Source organism: Sandarakinorhabdus sp., assembly GCF_987265915.1.
Genome location: NZ_OZ503948.1, coordinates 2846102 through 2862028, shown reverse-complemented (window position 1 = coordinate 2862028; position 15927 = coordinate 2846102). Strand labels below are relative to the sequence as shown.

Sequence of the window (15927 nt, the reverse complement as noted above, 5' to 3'; positions counted from 1 at the left end):
GTCTAGACCCCCTGGGAATGCCACGTTGCGTGGCTTGGCGAACGGCCGGGGCGGATTGCCGCCCCGACCGTCAGGGTGATCACTGGATCGGCGACGGGGCTGCGGTGCAGGCCGTGGCACCCGTGCCGACGCCGCAGGTCCAGCCGGTGTACCAGGTGTCGGTGGCGTTGCGGAACGCGCCCACATAGGTGGTTTCGTCGAAGAAGGTGCCGGTGCCCGTGAACGCGGTGCGCGGGTTGGTGGCCACGGCGGCGGTTTCGAAGGTGCCGGGCAGGAACACGTTGGTCAGCGTCAGCGTCACCGGCGGCAGCAGGTTGTTGTTCCCGGTGATCAGCGGTGTGATGCCCGCCACCGGCACGTCGGTTTCGTCACGGGCGGCGGCCGGGCAGCCGAAGATCACCGAACGGAAGATCGGCCCGCCGGCTTCGTCAGTGGCGGTATCGGCCGTGGTCACCGCCGTCTGGTTGCCATCGATATCGAGGCAGAAGCCGGCCGCGCTGTTGGAAATGATGCCGTTCACGAGGCCGTAATCGGTGCCGCCGCGCAGCAGCACGGCGTCCGGCGTGCGGCGACCGATGAAGGTGAAGTTGGCAATGCGCGGATTGGAGCGCGGGGTGCGGGTTTCGCCGCCGGCGGTGTCGGCTTCGATCGTGCGGTCACCGCCATCGCTGCGCTGCACGACCAGCACATATTGCATCAGGCCCTTGAAACCGAGATCGGTGTCGATCGAGTCATCGTCGGCGCCGGTGATGACCAGGAACTTGTGGTTCAGGCGGCCACCGAACCATTCGATGCCATCGTCGGAGCTGTTATGGACCTGGATGTTCTGGGCGAAGGTGCCGGAACCGACGCCGCCAAAGCTGATGCCGTTGAGTTCGTTGCCGGGGCTGACTTCGAAACCCGGATAGCGGACCTGGATATATTGCAGGCGGCCCGAATTGTCGGACGGCGAGCCGCCACCGTAGAAGGCGCCGGTCAGCCCTTCGATGGCGGATTGGCACGATGCGGTGCCCGGCGTGGCGCCAGCGCCGACGCAGGTGTGGATCGGCGCGCGGCCCAGGACGACGATGCCGCCCCACTGGCCGATCGAGCTGTCATTCACGGCGCCTTCCATGTTGGAACGGCTGGTGAAGATGATCGGGCGGGTGGCGGTGCCTTCGGCGAAGATCTGCGAGCCGCGGTTGATCACCAGCGCATCGGCGCCGGACGAACCGAACACGACCACGCCCGGTTCAACGGTCAGGATGCCCTGGCTGCCACCAGCGGCCGGTGCGCCCGGATCGGAGCCGAGATCGACACCGACGTTGACGCGGCCGTTGAGCGAATAGACCACGCCGCGGATGTTGCGCAGGGTCAGGGCGCCGGTGATGGTGCCAGACAGCGAGCAGTTGCGCAGGTTGTTGATAACGCCGACGTTCGCGGTGCCGGCGGGGCAATCGGTGGCAGGGCCGGTGGGGGTCGGCGTCGGTGTCGGCGTGGGTGTCGGCGTCGGGGTGGGCGTCGGGGCCGGAACAACCAGCGTGCCTTCACCAGGCGAGGCAATGTTGCTGGCGCCATCGCAGGCGGCGAGCGCAACAGCCGAACCGATCAGCAGCAAGGCACGAAGACGAAGATTCATGGGACACCCCTTTGGCCGTGGGTTGGCAATGTCCGGGGTGCGACGATGGCCGATTGAGTCTGCCCCCGAATTAAGGCCGCAGATAGGCGCGATTCGTGGCGGTGGGATTACGTCTGCGTTGCAATGGCGTGACGACCATGTTGCAATATGAAGACAGTGGCAGCGGGCGGGCACCAGCTTCGATCAGGGTTTCACCATGATTTCCATCACTTGACCGCCACGGCGCACCCGCAGGGCCAATTGTCCGTTGGCGGCCAGCTCCTGCGGCAACTCCATGATCTTTTCTTCAGACAGGAGATCAGCGCCATTGGCCGCCAGCAATACGTCACCCGGGCGCAGTCCGGCGCGGGCGAGCAGGGGCAAGCCGGCGAGGCTGGTCAGCCGCCAGCCATCCAGGCCCTGCGCACTGCGCAGTGGGGCGGTGGCCAGCAGCCACGGTGTCGGGTCGCCACCGGGCGGCAGCGAGGGGCCGGTGGCGGCTGTTTTGGGCGCATCGGGAAAGGCCAGCATCTGCTCGCCGCCTGGCCCGGCGAGGACGGCGCGGCCAGGCTCCACCCGCAACAGCCGCAAGCCGCCGGGCAGGCTGCGGCCGGGGCGCAGCAGATATTGCCGGCCGCCGGTGACAACAATGGCCATGCCGCCATCGGGCCCAGTCCGCAAACCGGCCAGCGCGAGATCGGTGGGGGCCGAAGCCGCCGAAACAGCAGGCAGCGGCGGCGCAATCGGCGGCGGGGCGACTGTCGCCACCACCGTTGATTCCGTCGCCGAATCCGAACCCGCCCCGCGCAACACAAACACCAGCGCCGCGGCCATCGCCAGCCCGCCGCCAATCGCGATGGCCCATTCCTGGCGGGTGTTGCGCCGCGCCGCCATCACGGACAGCCGGCCAGCCCCGCCACCGGCAGCACCAGTGCGCTGCCATCGGCTTCGGTGATGGTCAGGCTGCCATCGCGCACCACCGCGCCGCCGGCGGTTGCAGGCAGGATGGTCAGCCGCACTTCATAGCTGCGGGTGGCGGAACGATAGCGGCTGACCGGCGCAAAGCCGAGCACGGCGCTGCCTTCGGCGGCGGTGACCGGCAGATCGTTGATCTGGCCATCGATCACCAGCCGCAGCAGCGCCGGATTGCGGCCGAGCATGGCGAAGCGCTTCGTTGAAGCGCGGTCCCACAGGAACAGCGCGCATTCGCCAGCCGGCAGCGGTTGTGGCGGCAGTTCGGACAGGCCGGGCGGCAGGCTGGCGGCGGCCAGCTGCGCGGCGATGAGGGCGGCGATCACCATGATGCCGCGCGGTTTAGCACAATCTCGCCGCCCGCGCGCCCGAAGCCGGCGGCGGCCAGCGCCAGGGCTTCGGCCGGGGCGGCGCCGGCGATGGCCAGCCGCGCCTGCCAGCCTTGCGCCGTGATCCGTACATCCAGCCGCACGCGGCCATCCGGGCTGGCCAGCGGCAGCAGCAGCACCGCACCGTCGCAACGCGGTGCACCGGCCAGGCTGGTCTGCCCGGCCAGCGCGACGGCCAGCGTGGCGGTGACTTGCCCCGTCGCGCTGCGGCAGCGGCCATCGACATCCAGCGTGATGCCGGTTTCGGCCAAAGTGATGCCGGCCAGCGGCAGGCCGGGCAGGGCGGTGCCGGCGAGCGTGCCGGTCAGGCCCTCGCCGCCGCCACCCGACGCGCCCTGGAACAGCCGTCCGGTGACAGCGCCGGCCGCTTGCCATTGCAGCCGGCCTTGCAGCAGCGCGCCGGGTTGCAGGCTGAGATCGACCTGGCCGAGGCGGGCGCTGCCGATGGCAGCATCATTCATGGTCGCGCGCCAGATGCTCCCAGATACGCTGGCAGCGGACAGCGGCGGCGCGGGCAGCAGCAGCCGCGCCGGCAGCAAGGCGAGTGCGCCGATGGCGAGGCCGACAGCCAAGGGCCAGATACGCATCATTGCGCGCGCCGCACGGTCAGGCGCACGCGCACCGATTGGTCGGGATTGCGCGTCGCCTCCAGTTGATCGATCACCAGGCCATCGCGCGCTTCCAGCCCGCTGGCCCAGCCGAGCAGCAGCCGGCCATTGACCGCAGCGATTTCCACCACCGCCTGGCCCGACCCTTGCGCGTCCAGCCGTGCGGCTTGCAGGCCGGCTTCGGCGAGGCGGCGGCTGATGATGTCCTGCACCGGGGCACCGGTGGCGGCGGGGCGGGCGCGGATGGCGGCGACCAACGTCTGGGCTTGCGCGCGGCGGGCGGCGGCGGCGCTGGCGTCTGCCACGGCCTGTTCGCGCGCGACACCCAGCGGCCGCAGCACCATCAGCCAGACCAGCAGGCCGCCCAGCAGCGCCGCCATGATGGCCAGCAGCACGCGTTCACGAAGGCTGCGGTCGTTCCACCATGGGGTGAAGACGGTCATCATTTGCGCACACTCACATCGGTGATGCTGGCGTCCGCCGTGGCGCGGGTGGCGCCAACACTGACGGTCAGGCCCGATGGCGCGAGCGCTGCGGCCAGTGCCTGGGCTTCGGCCGGGCCGCCGGCGACGCCGGCGACCAGCCCGCCGGCTGGCGTGTAGCTGAGACTGCCAAGGCCTGCACCCGGCCGTGCGGCCAAAGCCTGCACCACCGGCGCCGCAAGGGTCCCCAAGCCGCCATCGGCGCCGCGTTGCTGCGCGACGGCCGCCAGGCCGGCCAGCGCCGCCGCGCCATCTTCGGCACCGGCGCTGAGCAGCGGCCGCGCCAGCGCCAGCGTCTGCGCATCGGCGGTGCTGGCCGCAGCGCGGGCGCGCAGCAGCGCCGCGACATCGCCGGCCAGCCACAGCCCGGCGATGGTCGCCGCCAGCAGCGCCCAGCGCCGCCACAGCCCGGCGGGCGGCTGCCAGCGGGTGACGGGGGCGAAATCACCGACCAGCAGGTTGAGCGCGTCCGCCGCCGGCGGCGCCAGCGCGGCTTCGGCCACGGCATCGCTGCCGATCAGGGCGGTGGCGAGGTCAGTCTCGGCCGCAAAGGCGGCATCGGCGCTGCGGGCCAGCACACGCCCGCCATCGCGCGCCACCGCCCAGCCAGCAACGGGCACCGGCAGCAACAGCGGATCGGGGATGATGCGGCTGGCGCTGAGGCCATTTCGCGCCAGTTCGGCCAGCCAGCCGGCAATCACGGTGCGGCTGACCACGGCGACCGCGCGCGGGCCAGAACCGGATGCCACGGCGATATGCGGGTCGCTTTCCGCCAGCCGATCGGCCAGCGCCAGCCGGGCGGCAGCGGCGGCCTGCGCCGGCGCCAGATCGGGCAGATCAATCCAGTGCAGCGCCACTGCCTCACCGGGCACGGCGAGCATCAGCGGCACGGCTGGATCAGCGGCAGCAGATTCGGGGGGCCAGCCGGCGGCGCTGGCGATCAGCCGGCCGTCGCCCCAGCGCTGCCAGCGCGCGGCTGGCGCAAGATAAACGACAATCATTCTTCTGGCCCCCAGCGCCGCACCACCAGCCGCGCCGGCGCGCGGCCGGCATCGATCAGGCCGGTGGCTGCAATCGGCTGCAATGGATCGAGGCCGGTCACCGTCAACGCCAGCCAGCGGTCGCGCAGCTCCGGCTGGCGCAGCGCATCGGCGGCGATGGCGCGTCCCGCCAGCAACGGCTGCGCCCAGAAATCGGCAAGGCTGGCCCAACCGGCAGCCGGCCGCGCCGCGATCGCATCGCGCGCCGTGGCCAGCGGCGCGCCGGTGATAGCCGACAGCACCGGCGCGTCGGCGGGCCGCATCGAATTGAGGTTGGGCCGTGACAATTCCGCTTCGGGCAGCGCGCAGACAAAGGGTCGGGCGCGCGCATAGATCGCCGGTGTGACGCCGGCCACCGCGCGCCATTCGGACACTTCGGCCAGCAGCGTCGAACCGGTGCGATAGGGCGTGGCGGCGCGGGCATAGGCCGGGTCTTCGGCGCCACCAGGGCCGGGCATCGCATCGATGTCGATCCAGTCGGCGGTGGCGGCGGCGATGCGGGCGGCTTCATCCTGCGGCACATCAAGCGTGGTGAGCAGGCGCGCCAGCTGATCGACGCCGAGCGGCCGGGCGACGCTGCGCCCTGGAGCCCCAAGCGCGACACTGTTCAGGTTGAAGCAATTGCCGCCGGGCGTCACCGCGGCGCGGGCACCGCCGGCTGCGATCTGCAGGCCGTTTCTGGGCAGCGGCACGGCAGGCGCGGCGCTGGCAAGCGCCATGGTCTCGGCGGCGAGGACGGCGGCTTCCTGCAGGGCGCGACCGTCGCGATTGGCCTCCAGCGCGCGGGCGAGGCGCAGGCGGTCGAACAGGCTGGTGGACAAGGTGGCCAGCACGCCGACCAGCACCAGCACGTTGATCAGCGCCGCGCCTTGTTCGCGCGGTGGAACGGGCCGCTTCATGGCGTCCCCCCCGGCCCGATCAGCAGCACATGGCGCAGATGGCCCAATTGCTTGCCGGTGAGCGTCAATTCGATGGCGCGCGGCAGGGCGGCGGGACTGGTGCCCACCCAGGCGTCCTGCCAGCCGTTGGTGCCGAGCAATCGCAGCCGGGCGCTGCCGATGCCGCTGGCCAGCACGGTCGCGTTGCCCGGTGCATCGCCATCCAGCATCGGCGCGGTACGGCGCACCAGATTGCCATCCTCGATCGCCCAACTCACCCGTTGCAGGCTGGCGCGCGCCGCCCCATCGGGGTTGCGCCAGCCGCGCCGCACCAGCGTGAACAATGTCCCATCATTGGCCGAGAACGCCGGCCGACTGCGGCCTTCGCCGTCCCGCCATGGCCGGGGGGCGGCCTGGCTGGCATCGGCGCTGAGCAACGCGCGCAGGCGAATCTGCGCTTGTGCGTCACCCAGCAACACGCGGCTGCTGTCGCCGGCCTGCACGGCGCTGCCGAGCAGCACGGTGCCGGCGGCGGCCATCACGCCGAACAGGAACAGGCCGACGAGCAGTTCAATGAGGGTGAAGCCGGATTGGGCTGTTGCGCGCTTCACTGCCCGCTCCACAGCAATTGGTCCGTTGCGATGATCTGATCGGCATCACCGCGCACCGTCACGATCACCAACTGCGTGCCCGGCACCGGCCCGGGCGCCACGCGGCGCTGCCACGGCCAATCGCGTTGGCCGGCGCGTTCACGGCCCTGATCGGCGGTGGGCGCGGTGGGGGAGAGCAGGGCTTCCAGCGCCTGATTGCGCGCCACCGTGGCGGCATATTGGCGATCGGCCAGATGCACCGCGCCCGTCAGGGACAGCCCGGACAGCCGCACCAGCGCGACCGCGGCCATGGCGAAGATGGCCAGTGCGACCATCACCTCGATGAGGCTGAAGCCGTTCGCGGGCTTATGCGGCACCGGCACGCACGCCTCCTGCGGCATCGATGGTCACGGCCGCTGCCCCGGCTTGCCCTTGACCGCCATCCGTGCTGATCAGCAGGCGCGCCGGGGTGGCAAGGCCGGTGGAATTGAAATCGACATTGCTCACCGGCAACGCCATGCCGGCGGGCAGGGCGGCGGGCTTCATCGTCGGATCGGGCAACCAGGCATTACCGCTGGCCAGCCGCAGCACCTGCCAGCCGGCCACGCCCGTCGCCAGCCGCACCGCGCAGCCGCAGCTGATCGCCAGATCGCGCGCCGCGGCGGCGTGGGCGGCGAGCCGGTCGGCCTGACGGCGCACATCGCCGCCCGGCGCCGGCAACGAGAGCAGCAGCGCCGCGCTGGCCATGCCGATGATCAGCATGGCCACGGTGAGTTCCACCAGGGTGAAGCCGGCTTCAGAGCCTGTTTGGGCATGCGGCGGCTGAGGGCTGGCGAGCGTTTTTTCGTCACCACAATGAGCGGGCGCAGCCGCTATGCCGGAGCGCATCGAGGCAAGGCCGCGACGCCGGGGTGGCGGAAAAGCGCCGCCAGACCGACCCGCGGCATGCCCAAACAGGCTCTTAAAGGTTCCAGTTGCCGATGTCATCGGCCTCCCCTCCTGGGGCGCTGGTGCCGTCCGGCCCCATCGACCACACATCGAAGGCACCGTGGTTGCCGGGGCTGGCATATTGATAGGGGTGGCCCCACGGGTCATCGGGCAGGCGCGTCAGGTAGCCGCCGGGGCGATAGCGATCGGGTTGCGCAAGATCGGTGGGTGCGGTTTTCAACGCGGCGAGGCCCTGCGCGCTGCTGGGAAACACCATCGTATCGGCCTTGTAGCTGGTGAGCGCGGTTTCCAGCGCGGCAATGTCGGCGCGGGCGCGGGTGATGGCGGCCTTGTCGACATTGGGCAGCACGTTGATCACCACCACCGTGGTGAGGATGCCGATGATGACGATCACCACCATCAGCTCGATCAGGGTGAAGCCATTGGGTGTTGGACGCTGATTCTTCATGCTCCGGCCAGGCTTTCCAGTTGCAATATGGGCAGCAGGATCGACAGCACGATGATCGCCACCGCACCGCCCATTACCAGGATGATCGCCGGTTCCAGCACGGCCAGGCCGGTGCGGGTGACGGCGTCGAATTCGCGCTCCAGCGCCTCGGCGCCGCGTTCCAGCATGGTGTCGAGCCGCCCGGCGCTTTCACCGCCAGCCACCATGGCGACCAGCAGCGGCGGCAGCACGGCGGCGCGCTTCATGGCGGTGGTCAGGCTGGCGCCCTCGCGGATGTCGCTGGCCATATCGGCCACACGCGCGCGGATGGCGTGGTTGCCGATGGTCGGCAGGGTGAGCATCAGGCCATCGACCAGCGGCAGCCGGCTGGCGACCATCATCGCCAACGTGCGCGCCAGCCGCGCGGCGGCCAGATCGCGGAGCAGCCGCCCGACGATCGGCTGGCGCAGCAGCCAGCCATCGAAGCGCAGCCGGAAATCCGCATCCTGCAGCGCCCGGCCGAACAGGGCCGCACCGCCGGCAATGAGGATCAGGATCAGCCACCAGAAATTGGCGAGGCCGGCACTGATTGCCATGACGATGCGGGTGAGCAAAGGCAGGCTCTGGCCGATATCGGCAAACTGGCGCGCGATGGTGGGCACCACGAACGCCATCAGCGCGGCGACCGACAGGGTGGCGACAATGGCCAGCGCCGCCGGATAGGCCAGCGCCGATTGCACCCGGCCCTTCAGTTCGGCCTGGCGCTCCAGCAGATTGGCGAGGCGTTCGAGCACGGCGGGCAGCGTCCCGGCGCCTTCGCCGGCGGCGACCATGGCGCGGTAGATCGGCGGGAAGCTGCCGGGGGCCAGGCTCATCGCGTCCGACAGGCGGCGGCCTTCGACAACCGCGCCGTGCACGCTGGCAAGCACAGCCTTGCTTCGCTCAGACTCGGTCTGGCGCACGATGGTGCGCAGGGCTTCTTCCAGCGGGGCAACGCTGGCCAGCGTGGCGAGCTGGCGGGTGAACAGCACCAGCGCCGCTGGTTTGAGCTTGCCGCTGATGCGGGTTTCGGCCGGCGTGGCGACGGCAGCGGCGGGTTCAAGCTTGGTAGCAAACAGCTTGCGTTCCAGCAGATCGGCGCGGGCGGCTTCCGGCGTCGGCGCGGCGAGCCGGCCGGCGCGCGGGCGGCCGGCGATATCGAGCGCTTCATAGCGCCAGTCAGCCATCTTCTGGCTCCAGTTCCGGCAGGCCCATCACGCGCAATGCTTCGGCCGGGGTGGTCAGGCCATCGGTCACTGCCTGGCGCGCGATGGCCGCAAGGCCGGGGCTGCCAGCGGCTTCGGCAAGTTCGACCGCGCTGGCGCCGGCGTGGATGCGGGTGGCGAGCGCGTCGGTCATGCGGATGATCTCGAACAGGCCGACGCGGCCCTGCCAGCCGCTGTGGTTGCAGGCGGTGCAGCCGCCTGCGTGCCAGATCGGATCGCCGCTGTTCAGGCCCAGGCTGCTGGCTTCGGACGTCGCGGCGGGGCGGCTGGTGCGGCACGACGGGCACAGGCGGCGTACCAGCCGTTGCGCCACCACGGCGCGCAGCGTGGCGGCGAGCAGGAACGGCTCCACGCCGAAATCGCGCAGGCGGGTGATGGCGCTGGCGGCATCATTGGTGTGCAACGACGACAGCACCAGATGCCCGGTGAGCGCGGCTTGCACGGCGATGCCGGCGGTTTCGCCATCACGGATTTCGCCGACCATCACCACGTCGGGGTCCTGGCGTAAAATGGCGCGCAGGCCGGCGGCGAAGCTCAAGCCCACGCGGGCATTGACCTGCGTCTGGCCGATGCCATCGACGGCATATTCCACCGGGTCTTCCACGGTCAGGATGTTGCGGCGGCCATCGTTCAGCAGCTTCAGGCCGGCATAGAGCGTGGTGGTCTTGCCGCTGCCGGTCGGGCCGGTCACCAGCACCAGGCCGTTGGGTTCCGCCAGCGCAGCGCGCAACGATGCATCGACGGCGACCGGCATGCCGAGGCCAACCAGATCGATGCCGGCATTGTCCTTGTCCAGCAGGCGCAGCACGACGCGCTCGCCGCCGCGGGCCGGCAGGGTGGACACGCGCACATCCAGCCGCTTGCCGCCCAGCGCCAATTCCATGCGGCCATCCTGCGGCAGGCGGCGTTCAGCGATGTCGAGGCGCGCCATCACCTTGATGCGGCTGGCGAGCAGCGGCGCGACGCCGGGCGGCAGGCGATGCAGCTCCCGCAGTTCGCCATCCAGCCGCATGCGCACGACAAGGCCGGATTCGAACGGCTCGATATGGATATCCGACGCTTTCAGCCGAGCGGCTTCGGCAATCAGGCCGTTGATCAGGCGGATGGCAGGGGCTTCGTCGTCGCTGGCCAGCAGATCCTCGGCCGACGGCAGATCATCGGACAGGGCGGCCAGATCATCGGCGCCGCCGGCATAGGCAGTGGCGGCATAATGATCCTGCAACAGCCGATCATATTCTGCCGCGCCAACCTCGCGGATGCGCAGCGGTCGGCCAGCGAGGCGGCGCACTTCGCTGAGCGCCGATAGGCTGCTGCCGGCGCGGCGGGCGACGTCGGCCACATCGCCGAGCGCCGTGACGATCACCCCTTGCGCGCGCGCGAAGCCGTAAGAGAGGGTTGGGGCGGTCATTGTGGCGGCGGCGGCGGGGCGGGCGGGTTTCCGGGCGGAGTGGCCTTCAGATAATCGCGCACCAGCGCATCCAGGCTGGTGGCGGCGCTGCCTTCGCGGCTGGCCTGTTCGGCGCGCACATATTGATAGCGGTCGCCGGCAATCCGCGCGGCGTCTTCGGCATTGCGGATGATGGTCGGGCGGATGAACACCATCAGATTGGTCTTGGTGCGATTGCGCGATTTCGATCGGAACAGATTGCCGAGGAACGGGATGTCGCCGAGCAGCGGCACTTTTTCGACCGCACGGCGCTCATTCTCGTCGATCAGGCCGCCCAACGCGATGATCTGGCCATCGTCCACCGTGACCGTGGTGCTGATCTCGCGCTTGTTGAGGATCAAATCGGGGATGTTGGCCGTCACCACCGCCGAGGCAATGCTGCTGACCTCCTGGCGCAGGCTCAGCTTGATGGTGTTGCCGGCGTTGATCTGGGGCCGCACGTCCAGCACGATGCCGACATCTTGGCGCTGCACGGTGCGAAACGCATTGTCGAAATTGTTCGAAAGCGCCTGGCCGGTGGCGATCGGCACATTCTGGCCGACCAATATATGCGCCTGCTGATTGTCCAGCGCCATCACCGACGGGGTGGAGAGCACGTTGGAAGCGGTGTCGGCCTTCACCGCATTGACCACGAAGCCGAACACCGCGCCGCTGCCGAGATTGCCGCCAAAGCCGAACTGGCCGCCGTTGGCATTCAGCAGGCTGTTCACCGCGGCGGTGCGCAGCGCCACCGATGTGGCATTGTCTTGCCCATAGCGCCGCTCCGACACGATGGCGCCGGCGACCGAGAGCAGATTGGGCGCGGCATTGCTGTAGTTGGTGACCGAGAACGGGATATTGCTGCCGCCGGTGCCGCTGAGCAGGAACTGCACGCCCAGGCGCTGTGCGGCGATGTCGCTGATCTCGACGATCACGGCCTCGACCAGCACCTGTTCGCGGCGCACATCGAGTTGGCGGATCACTTCGCCCAGCCGGCGCTGCACATCGGCGGGCGCGGCGATCACCAGCGCGTTGGCGCCTTCATAACGCGCGATCACCGCCTGGCCGCGGCCGATGCTGGCACCGGGCACGAAGCCGCTGGTGCCCAGTGATCCGCCGGTGGTGGGCGTCGGTTGTGGCGCGCTGCTCTGCTGCTGTGGCTGGCCGGTGGTTTGCGTGCTGTTGCCGCCAAGCTGGCTCTGCATCGGCAGCGCCAGCGGCGCGGCCTGGCTGGCCGGGCTGACCTGCTGGCCCACCAGTTGCTGCAACACCGGCACCAGCTTCTCGGCATCGGCATGATTGAGGAAAATCACCCGCACATCGGCGCCGGCGGCGGCGGCCTGATCCAGATCGCCGACGATGCGTGCCAGCTTGGCGAGGGTGGCGGGGTCACCGCGCAAGACGAGACTGTTGCTGGCATCGACCGGCGCCACTTGCCAGCCGCGGCCTTCGGCGCTGCCTTGCGCGACTTGCGACAGGCTGGTGGCGATCTCGCGCGCGCCGGCGTGTTTGAGCGCAATCACCCGTACCGCGGCGCGATCCTGATCGATCTGCCGGGCGATGGTGCGCACCCGGGCGACATTGTCGGCATAATCCGCAACGATCACCGCATTGCCGGCGCGGTTGGCCGTCACCTGGCCTTCGCGGCTGACCAGTGGTCGCAGCGTTTCGATGGCGCTGGCGGCATCGATGAAGCTGAGGTTGATGACGATGGTTTCAAACCGGTCGCGCCCGGTGCCGCCCGAAGGCTGGGTGGCCGCGCCATCGGCTGGCGCAACGCGAAAGGCGCCGCCGGCTGCCGGCGTGACCACCAGGCCATTGGCACGCAGCGTGGACAGGAACAGCTCGAAATAGCCGGCCTGATCGAGCGGGCGTTCGGACACCACCGTCACCTTGCCCTGCACACGCGGATCGATGATGAAGCTGCGCCCGGTGGCGCGGGCCACATCCTGGATATAGGCCCGCACATCGGCATCGCGCAGATTGACCGTCTGCTGCGCCAGCAACGGTGCCGCGATGAGCTGCGCGGCGAGCAGCAGCGGGATAATCCGGCGCATCATTTGGCGGGCGCTCCGGTCGGCGGGGCGGGCGGGGCCTGCAAAGGCGGCGCGACCTGCACCGCCGCTTGCGCTGTCGGCGCGGCGGCATCGCTGGGGGATTGATCGATATACAGGGTTTCGCGCGCGCCGCCGCGGTCCAGAACCACCGATTCGAATTCCACCGCCACCAATTTCACCCCCGGCATGATCTCGTCGCCTACCGCAAAGCTTTGCTGGCGGCCATCGGGCGTGGCAATGATCGCCGATCCGCGCGCACTGGCAGCATCCACCCGCGTGCCGACCAGCGCCAGATCGAGGCCCGACACCGCATCCGGCGCGGCAGCACCAGCCGGGAAAAACGGATCGCTGCCGGCCAACGCCAGCGGTGATGCCGTTGTGGCGGCGGCGACCAGCGGCGTGCCCAACGGCCCGGACGGAGTCACCACCAGCCACAGGGCGCGGGCCAGCACGATGCCCGCCACCCCCCAGCCGGTGGTTTCGGCGACGGCAAGGGCCGGCGGCATCCGGCTCTGGTTGGCGATCAGCTTCTGCACCCCCACACACTCCATCGGACGGGCCGGGAATCCAAGCCGGATTCGAAGCGAGACCTTGCCCTATCGGCTGCGTGTGACGGTCTGGTTACAGCATTGTGACGGGATGGGGGTCTCGGCCACGGCTTGCCCTCCCCAATTTGGCCAAGTCATGCTGGCGAAGGCCAGCATCCAGTGTGGGGCGGGGGTCTTGTGTTGCCACGTAGGGGACTGGCGGCACCGTGGATGCGGGCCGTCGCCAGCATGACTGGGTACTGCTGGATAGACCGCACTAGGGGCGGCGCTATTCCGCCTTGCTGCCAAAGCCACGCCGAGGTGACAGGGCGGCGGTGGTTTTGGGCTTCACCTCGCCCGGATACATCAGCCGCAGCGAGGCCGGCGCGCCGCAGGATTTGATGAGCTTTTCAACGATCAGCTTGCGGGTCTGGATCAGCGAGACGGAGGTGAAGGGGATGATGCGCTCCTTCGCCACTTCGTCGGCAGTGAACGGCTTGGCTGTGGCGGGCGCGGTGCCGCCGCCCAGGCCGAACACCATGAAGTTCATCAGATCGGCCAGCTGCTCATTGTCGGTGATGCGCGACCGGGCGATGTTGGGCAGGCGCGCCAGATAGGACCGGCCTTCGGGCAGGCACATGAACCAGCCGACGCGGCCGCCGATGGTCGGCAGATCGGCCGGCGCGGCATAGCCGTGGATGCCGTGGCAGCCGCCGCAATGTTCGACATAGTCGGATTGCGCCTGGGTCATTTCCGCCGGGTATTGGAACGGCGTGCCTTTGGGCGGGGGCGCGGCAAAGGCCGGAATCGTCGCGCCGGGCGGGACTTTTGCTGCTGCGCCGGGCGGGACTTTTGCGGCTGCGCCGGGCGGCGGCGGAGCCGCAGCAATGGCAAACAACGCCATTGCTGCCAGCGCCAGACACCGCCCTGATCGCATTACTGCGCCTTCCCGACCAGCACGGCGGTGGAGCAGTGATATTCCATGCTGCTCGTGCCGAAGCACCAGATGACGTTGTTGTTGAGCTGCGGCATGTACAGCTGGGTTTCGCGATCGGTGTTGTCGCAGCCGCACTGGCCGCAACCCGATTTGCCGCAGCAGTCGCGATAGGCGATCAGATAGGCATTGCCATCATCGGGATTGATGCAGGTGCCCACCCACGACACCGGTGAGGGCTCGGTGCCGGCCGGGCAGCTCGCCGCGGTGCCGCCGCAGCAGCTGCACAGCGAACCATCGATGGCGCAATAGCGCCAATAGGTGCACTTGGTATCGTCCTTGGTCTGCGCGTTGCGGGCAAAGGCTGTCTTGGCTTCCGGCGTGCGGTCCGGCTTGGCGGCGTTGGCGCGGCTCACGGGGAGCAGCGGAAACACCGGCGCGGCGACGATGGTGGCGCCCAGCTTGGTGATGAAGGAGCGGCGCGAAGTGTTGCCGGCGAACTTGCGCAGCCATTTTTCGCCCAGCGCATCCATGTTGAACTTGCTCATATCGTGTCCCCCTTGGCTAGCTGGTTGTCACGCTGTCGCCGCGGCGTGCGGTTTGGCGGCTGCCGGCTTCAGACCGGCAATATAGTCTTGCACACTCGCCACGCCCATTTCGTGGCTGACGATCAGGCTTTCGAGATGTTCGCGGCTGTTGACCAGCCCCTTGGCCAAGATCTTGCCAGCCGCGTCCATCAGCACGGCGTGCGGCAGCTTGTCGACTTCGAACAGGCGGCCGACCTCATCGCTGTTGATGAACGGATAGGCATCAAGGCCCTGCGCCGTCACCAGTGATTGCTGGATCGCCGGCGTGTCATCGCCCACGAACACCAGGCTGATGCGCTCGGCAGCGGCAAAATTCTTCGCGACCGGGATGAGCGATTTGCACATCGGGCATTGCGCCGAAACGAACATCAGCAAGCGCAGGCCAGCCCCGGACGCGCCACCAACTGTATAGGGCCGGCCATCCAGCGTGGTGACCGCCAGCGGCGGCGCGACATCGCCCACCGCCGGGCCACGATTGGCATCCAGCGCGCCGGCCGGGGCCACGCGCACATGCAGCACGCCAACCTGCCGGGCCAGCGCCAGGCCCGCGACGCCCAGCGCAATCAGCACCAGCCATTGCAGCGCTTCATTGATGATCAGCAGGGTGGACATGGAGTGCGAAACCTCTTGAATATCAACCGCGCGCCCGGCCGGGCGCCAGCCCGGCAACGGCGTTCAGCGTGGTAAACAACAACAACAGCAGATAGCCGGCAAAGCCGGTGACCAGCGCCACCGCCAGATCAGCGCCCGCCAATGGTGGTGCGATCCCCGTTGCAAATAAAGGCAACAGCCCGGCGGCGAGCACCACATTGCGCCCCACCTGGCCCCAGCCCAATTGCTGGCGCAAGGCGGCATGGCCACAGCCGCAATCGATGTGGCGGCGGCCGCGACGGATATTGATGGCCATGGCGGTCGCAAACACCAGCAGCAGCCAGGCCGCCGCGACCGCCGCATCATGCACGAACAGCGGCAGCGGCACGACCAGGCCGAGCACCAGCCCTGCACTGATCACCAATTCTGCCAGCGGCAACATGGCCGTGGCCGGTGCCACAAGCGCCAGCGGCAGCAGGCGATAATTGGCGATCACGCCCGGCAGCAGTGCAAAATGGCGCAGCTTGCCGATGCCCGCCACCAGGAACAGCAGCGCCACCACGACGCCAACCGCGCTTCCCGCGATCAAGAGGATGCTGCCGCCCAAGC

19 protein-coding genes are annotated in these 15927 nt (G+C 69.3%); all 19 read right to left on the bottom strand.

Going from position 1 to position 15927, the window contains the following annotated elements; genetic code table 11:
- Positions 1-79: 79 nt before the first annotated feature.
- Positions 80-1618, bottom strand: a complete 1539-nt coding sequence (locus AC6UUM_RS13640; protein ID WP_500802811.1) for a beta-helix domain-containing protein — start codon at positions 1616-1618, stop codon at positions 80-82.
- A 183-nt stretch (positions 1619-1801) separates the two neighbouring features.
- Entirely contained in the window at positions 1802-2491 is a 690-nt protein-coding gene (locus AC6UUM_RS13635; RefSeq protein ID WP_500802810.1) for a hypothetical protein, read from the bottom strand.
- Positions 2491-2898, bottom strand: a complete 408-nt coding sequence (locus tag AC6UUM_RS13630) for a hypothetical protein (protein ID WP_500802809.1) — start codon at positions 2896-2898, stop codon at positions 2491-2493. The genes AC6UUM_RS13635 and AC6UUM_RS13630 overlap by 1 nt, the downstream gene beginning before the upstream one ends.
- The gene (gspN, locus tag AC6UUM_RS13625) at positions 2892-3548 is read right to left on the bottom strand and encodes a type II secretion system protein N (protein ID WP_500802808.1); all 657 of its coding nucleotides are present in this window, start codon (positions 3546-3548) and stop codon (positions 2892-2894) included. The genes AC6UUM_RS13630 and gspN overlap by 7 nt, the downstream gene beginning before the upstream one ends.
- Entirely contained in the window at positions 3545-4012 is a 468-nt protein-coding gene (gene gspM / locus AC6UUM_RS13620; protein WP_500802807.1) for a type II secretion system protein GspM, read from the bottom strand. Before gspM ends, gspN begins: the two co-directional genes overlap by 4 nt.
- Complete coding sequence (gene gspL, locus AC6UUM_RS13615; protein WP_500802806.1) at positions 4009-5049, bottom strand: type II secretion system protein GspL; 1041 nt, start codon at positions 5047-5049, stop codon at positions 4009-4011. The genes gspM and gspL overlap by 4 nt, the downstream gene beginning before the upstream one ends.
- On the bottom strand, positions 5046-5987 hold the full coding sequence (gene gspK, locus AC6UUM_RS13610) for a type II secretion system minor pseudopilin GspK (protein ID WP_500802805.1): 942 nt from the start codon (positions 5985-5987) through the stop codon (positions 5046-5048). Before gspK ends, gspL begins: the two co-directional genes overlap by 4 nt.
- Entirely contained in the window at positions 5984-6577 is a 594-nt protein-coding gene (gene gspJ / locus AC6UUM_RS13605; protein WP_500802804.1) for a type II secretion system minor pseudopilin GspJ, read from the bottom strand. The genes gspK and gspJ overlap by 4 nt, the downstream gene beginning before the upstream one ends.
- The gene (gene gspI / locus AC6UUM_RS13600) at positions 6574-6939 is read right to left on the bottom strand and encodes a type II secretion system minor pseudopilin GspI (RefSeq protein ID WP_500802803.1); all 366 of its coding nucleotides are present in this window, start codon (positions 6937-6939) and stop codon (positions 6574-6576) included. The genes gspJ and gspI overlap by 4 nt, the downstream gene beginning before the upstream one ends.
- Complete coding sequence (locus AC6UUM_RS13595; protein WP_500802802.1) at positions 6923-7444, bottom strand: type II secretion system protein; 522 nt, start codon at positions 7442-7444, stop codon at positions 6923-6925. The genes gspI and AC6UUM_RS13595 overlap by 17 nt, the downstream gene beginning before the upstream one ends.
- Positions 7445-7517: 73 nt before the next feature.
- Positions 7518-7952 carry a type II secretion system major pseudopilin GspG gene (gene gspG / locus AC6UUM_RS13590; protein ID WP_500802801.1) on the bottom strand — a complete coding sequence of 145 codons (435 nt, stop codon included), beginning with the start codon at positions 7950-7952 and terminating at the stop codon, positions 7518-7520.
- Entirely contained in the window at positions 7949-9157 is a 1209-nt protein-coding gene (gspF, locus tag AC6UUM_RS13585; RefSeq protein ID WP_500802800.1) for a type II secretion system inner membrane protein GspF, read from the bottom strand. Before gspF ends, gspG begins: the two co-directional genes overlap by 4 nt.
- Positions 9150-10604: a GspE/PulE family protein gene (locus tag AC6UUM_RS13580; RefSeq protein ID WP_500802799.1), complete on the bottom strand. Its 1455-nt coding sequence runs from the start codon at positions 10602-10604 to the stop codon at positions 9150-9152. Before AC6UUM_RS13580 ends, gspF begins: the two co-directional genes overlap by 8 nt.
- The gene (gene gspD / locus AC6UUM_RS13575; RefSeq protein WP_500802798.1) at positions 10601-12682 is read right to left on the bottom strand and encodes a type II secretion system secretin GspD; all 2082 of its coding nucleotides are present in this window, start codon (positions 12680-12682) and stop codon (positions 10601-10603) included. Before gspD ends, AC6UUM_RS13580 begins: the two co-directional genes overlap by 4 nt.
- On the bottom strand, positions 12679-13215 hold the full coding sequence (locus AC6UUM_RS13570) for a type II secretion system protein N (RefSeq protein WP_500802797.1): 537 nt from the start codon (positions 13213-13215) through the stop codon (positions 12679-12681). Before AC6UUM_RS13570 ends, gspD begins: the two co-directional genes overlap by 4 nt.
- A gap of 280 nt (positions 13216-13495) precedes the next feature.
- Positions 13496-14110 (bottom strand): c-type cytochrome, encoded by a 615-nt coding sequence (locus AC6UUM_RS13565; RefSeq protein ID WP_500802796.1) that lies wholly within the window; start codon positions 14108-14110, stop codon positions 13496-13498.
- A 32-nt stretch (positions 14111-14142) separates the two neighbouring features.
- Positions 14143-14688 (bottom strand): methylamine dehydrogenase light chain, encoded by a 546-nt coding sequence (locus AC6UUM_RS13560; protein WP_500802795.1) that lies wholly within the window; start codon positions 14686-14688, stop codon positions 14143-14145.
- A 27-nt stretch (positions 14689-14715) separates the two neighbouring features.
- The gene (locus tag AC6UUM_RS13555) at positions 14716-15339 is read right to left on the bottom strand and encodes a thioredoxin-like domain-containing protein (RefSeq protein WP_500802794.1); all 624 of its coding nucleotides are present in this window, start codon (positions 15337-15339) and stop codon (positions 14716-14718) included.
- 22 nt (positions 15340-15361) lie between these two features.
- A complete protein-coding gene (locus AC6UUM_RS13550) occupies positions 15362-15925 on the bottom strand; it encodes a MauE/DoxX family redox-associated membrane protein (RefSeq protein WP_500802793.1) in 564 nt (187 codons plus the stop codon).
- Between the last annotated feature and the right edge of the window lie 2 nt (positions 15926-15927).

What these genes read in the sequence shown, in the direction of transcription:
- AC6UUM_RS13565 (WP_500802796.1), bottom strand. Translation starts at nt 14,110, where the DNA reads ATGGCGTTGTTTGCCATTGCTGCGGCTCCGCCGCCGCCCGGCGCAGCC.
- AC6UUM_RS13560 (WP_500802795.1), bottom strand. Translation starts at nt 14,688, where the DNA reads ATGAGCAAGTTCAACATGGATGCGCTGGGCGAAAAATGGCTGCGCAAG.
- AC6UUM_RS13595 (WP_500802802.1), bottom strand. Translation starts at nt 7,444, where the DNA reads ATGCGCTCCGGCATAGCGGCTGCGCCCGCTCATTGTGGTGACGAAAAA.
- gspL (WP_500802806.1), bottom strand. Translation starts at nt 5,049, where the DNA reads ATGATTGTCGTTTATCTTGCGCCAGCCGCGCGCTGGCAGCGCTGGGGC.
- AC6UUM_RS13640 (WP_500802811.1), bottom strand. Translation starts at nt 1,618, where the DNA reads ATGAATCTTCGTCTTCGTGCCTTGCTGCTGATCGGTTCGGCTGTTGCG.
- AC6UUM_RS13630 (WP_500802809.1), bottom strand. Translation starts at nt 2,898, where the DNA reads ATGGTGATCGCCGCCCTCATCGCCGCGCAGCTGGCCGCCGCCAGCCTG.
- gspM (WP_500802807.1), bottom strand. Translation starts at nt 4,012, where the DNA reads ATGATGACCGTCTTCACCCCATGGTGGAACGACCGCAGCCTTCGTGAA.
- AC6UUM_RS13635 (WP_500802810.1), bottom strand. Translation starts at nt 2,491, where the DNA reads ATGGCGGCGCGGCGCAACACCCGCCAGGAATGGGCCATCGCGATTGGC.
- AC6UUM_RS13555 (WP_500802794.1), bottom strand. Translation starts at nt 15,339, where the DNA reads ATGTCCACCCTGCTGATCATCAATGAAGCGCTGCAATGGCTGGTGCTG.
- gspK (WP_500802805.1), bottom strand. Translation starts at nt 5,987, where the DNA reads ATGAAGCGGCCCGTTCCACCGCGCGAACAAGGCGCGGCGCTGATCAAC.
- gspG (WP_500802801.1), bottom strand. Translation starts at nt 7,952, where the DNA reads ATGAAGAATCAGCGTCCAACACCCAATGGCTTCACCCTGATCGAGCTG.
- gspN (WP_500802808.1), bottom strand. Translation starts at nt 3,548, where the DNA reads ATGATGCGTATCTGGCCCTTGGCTGTCGGCCTCGCCATCGGCGCACTC.
- AC6UUM_RS13580 (WP_500802799.1), bottom strand. Translation starts at nt 10,604, where the DNA reads ATGACCGCCCCAACCCTCTCTTACGGCTTCGCGCGCGCGCAAGGGGTG.
- gspF (WP_500802800.1), bottom strand. Translation starts at nt 9,157, where the DNA reads ATGGCTGACTGGCGCTATGAAGCGCTCGATATCGCCGGCCGCCCGCGC.
- gspD (WP_500802798.1), bottom strand. Translation starts at nt 12,682, where the DNA reads ATGATGCGCCGGATTATCCCGCTGCTGCTCGCCGCGCAGCTCATCGCG.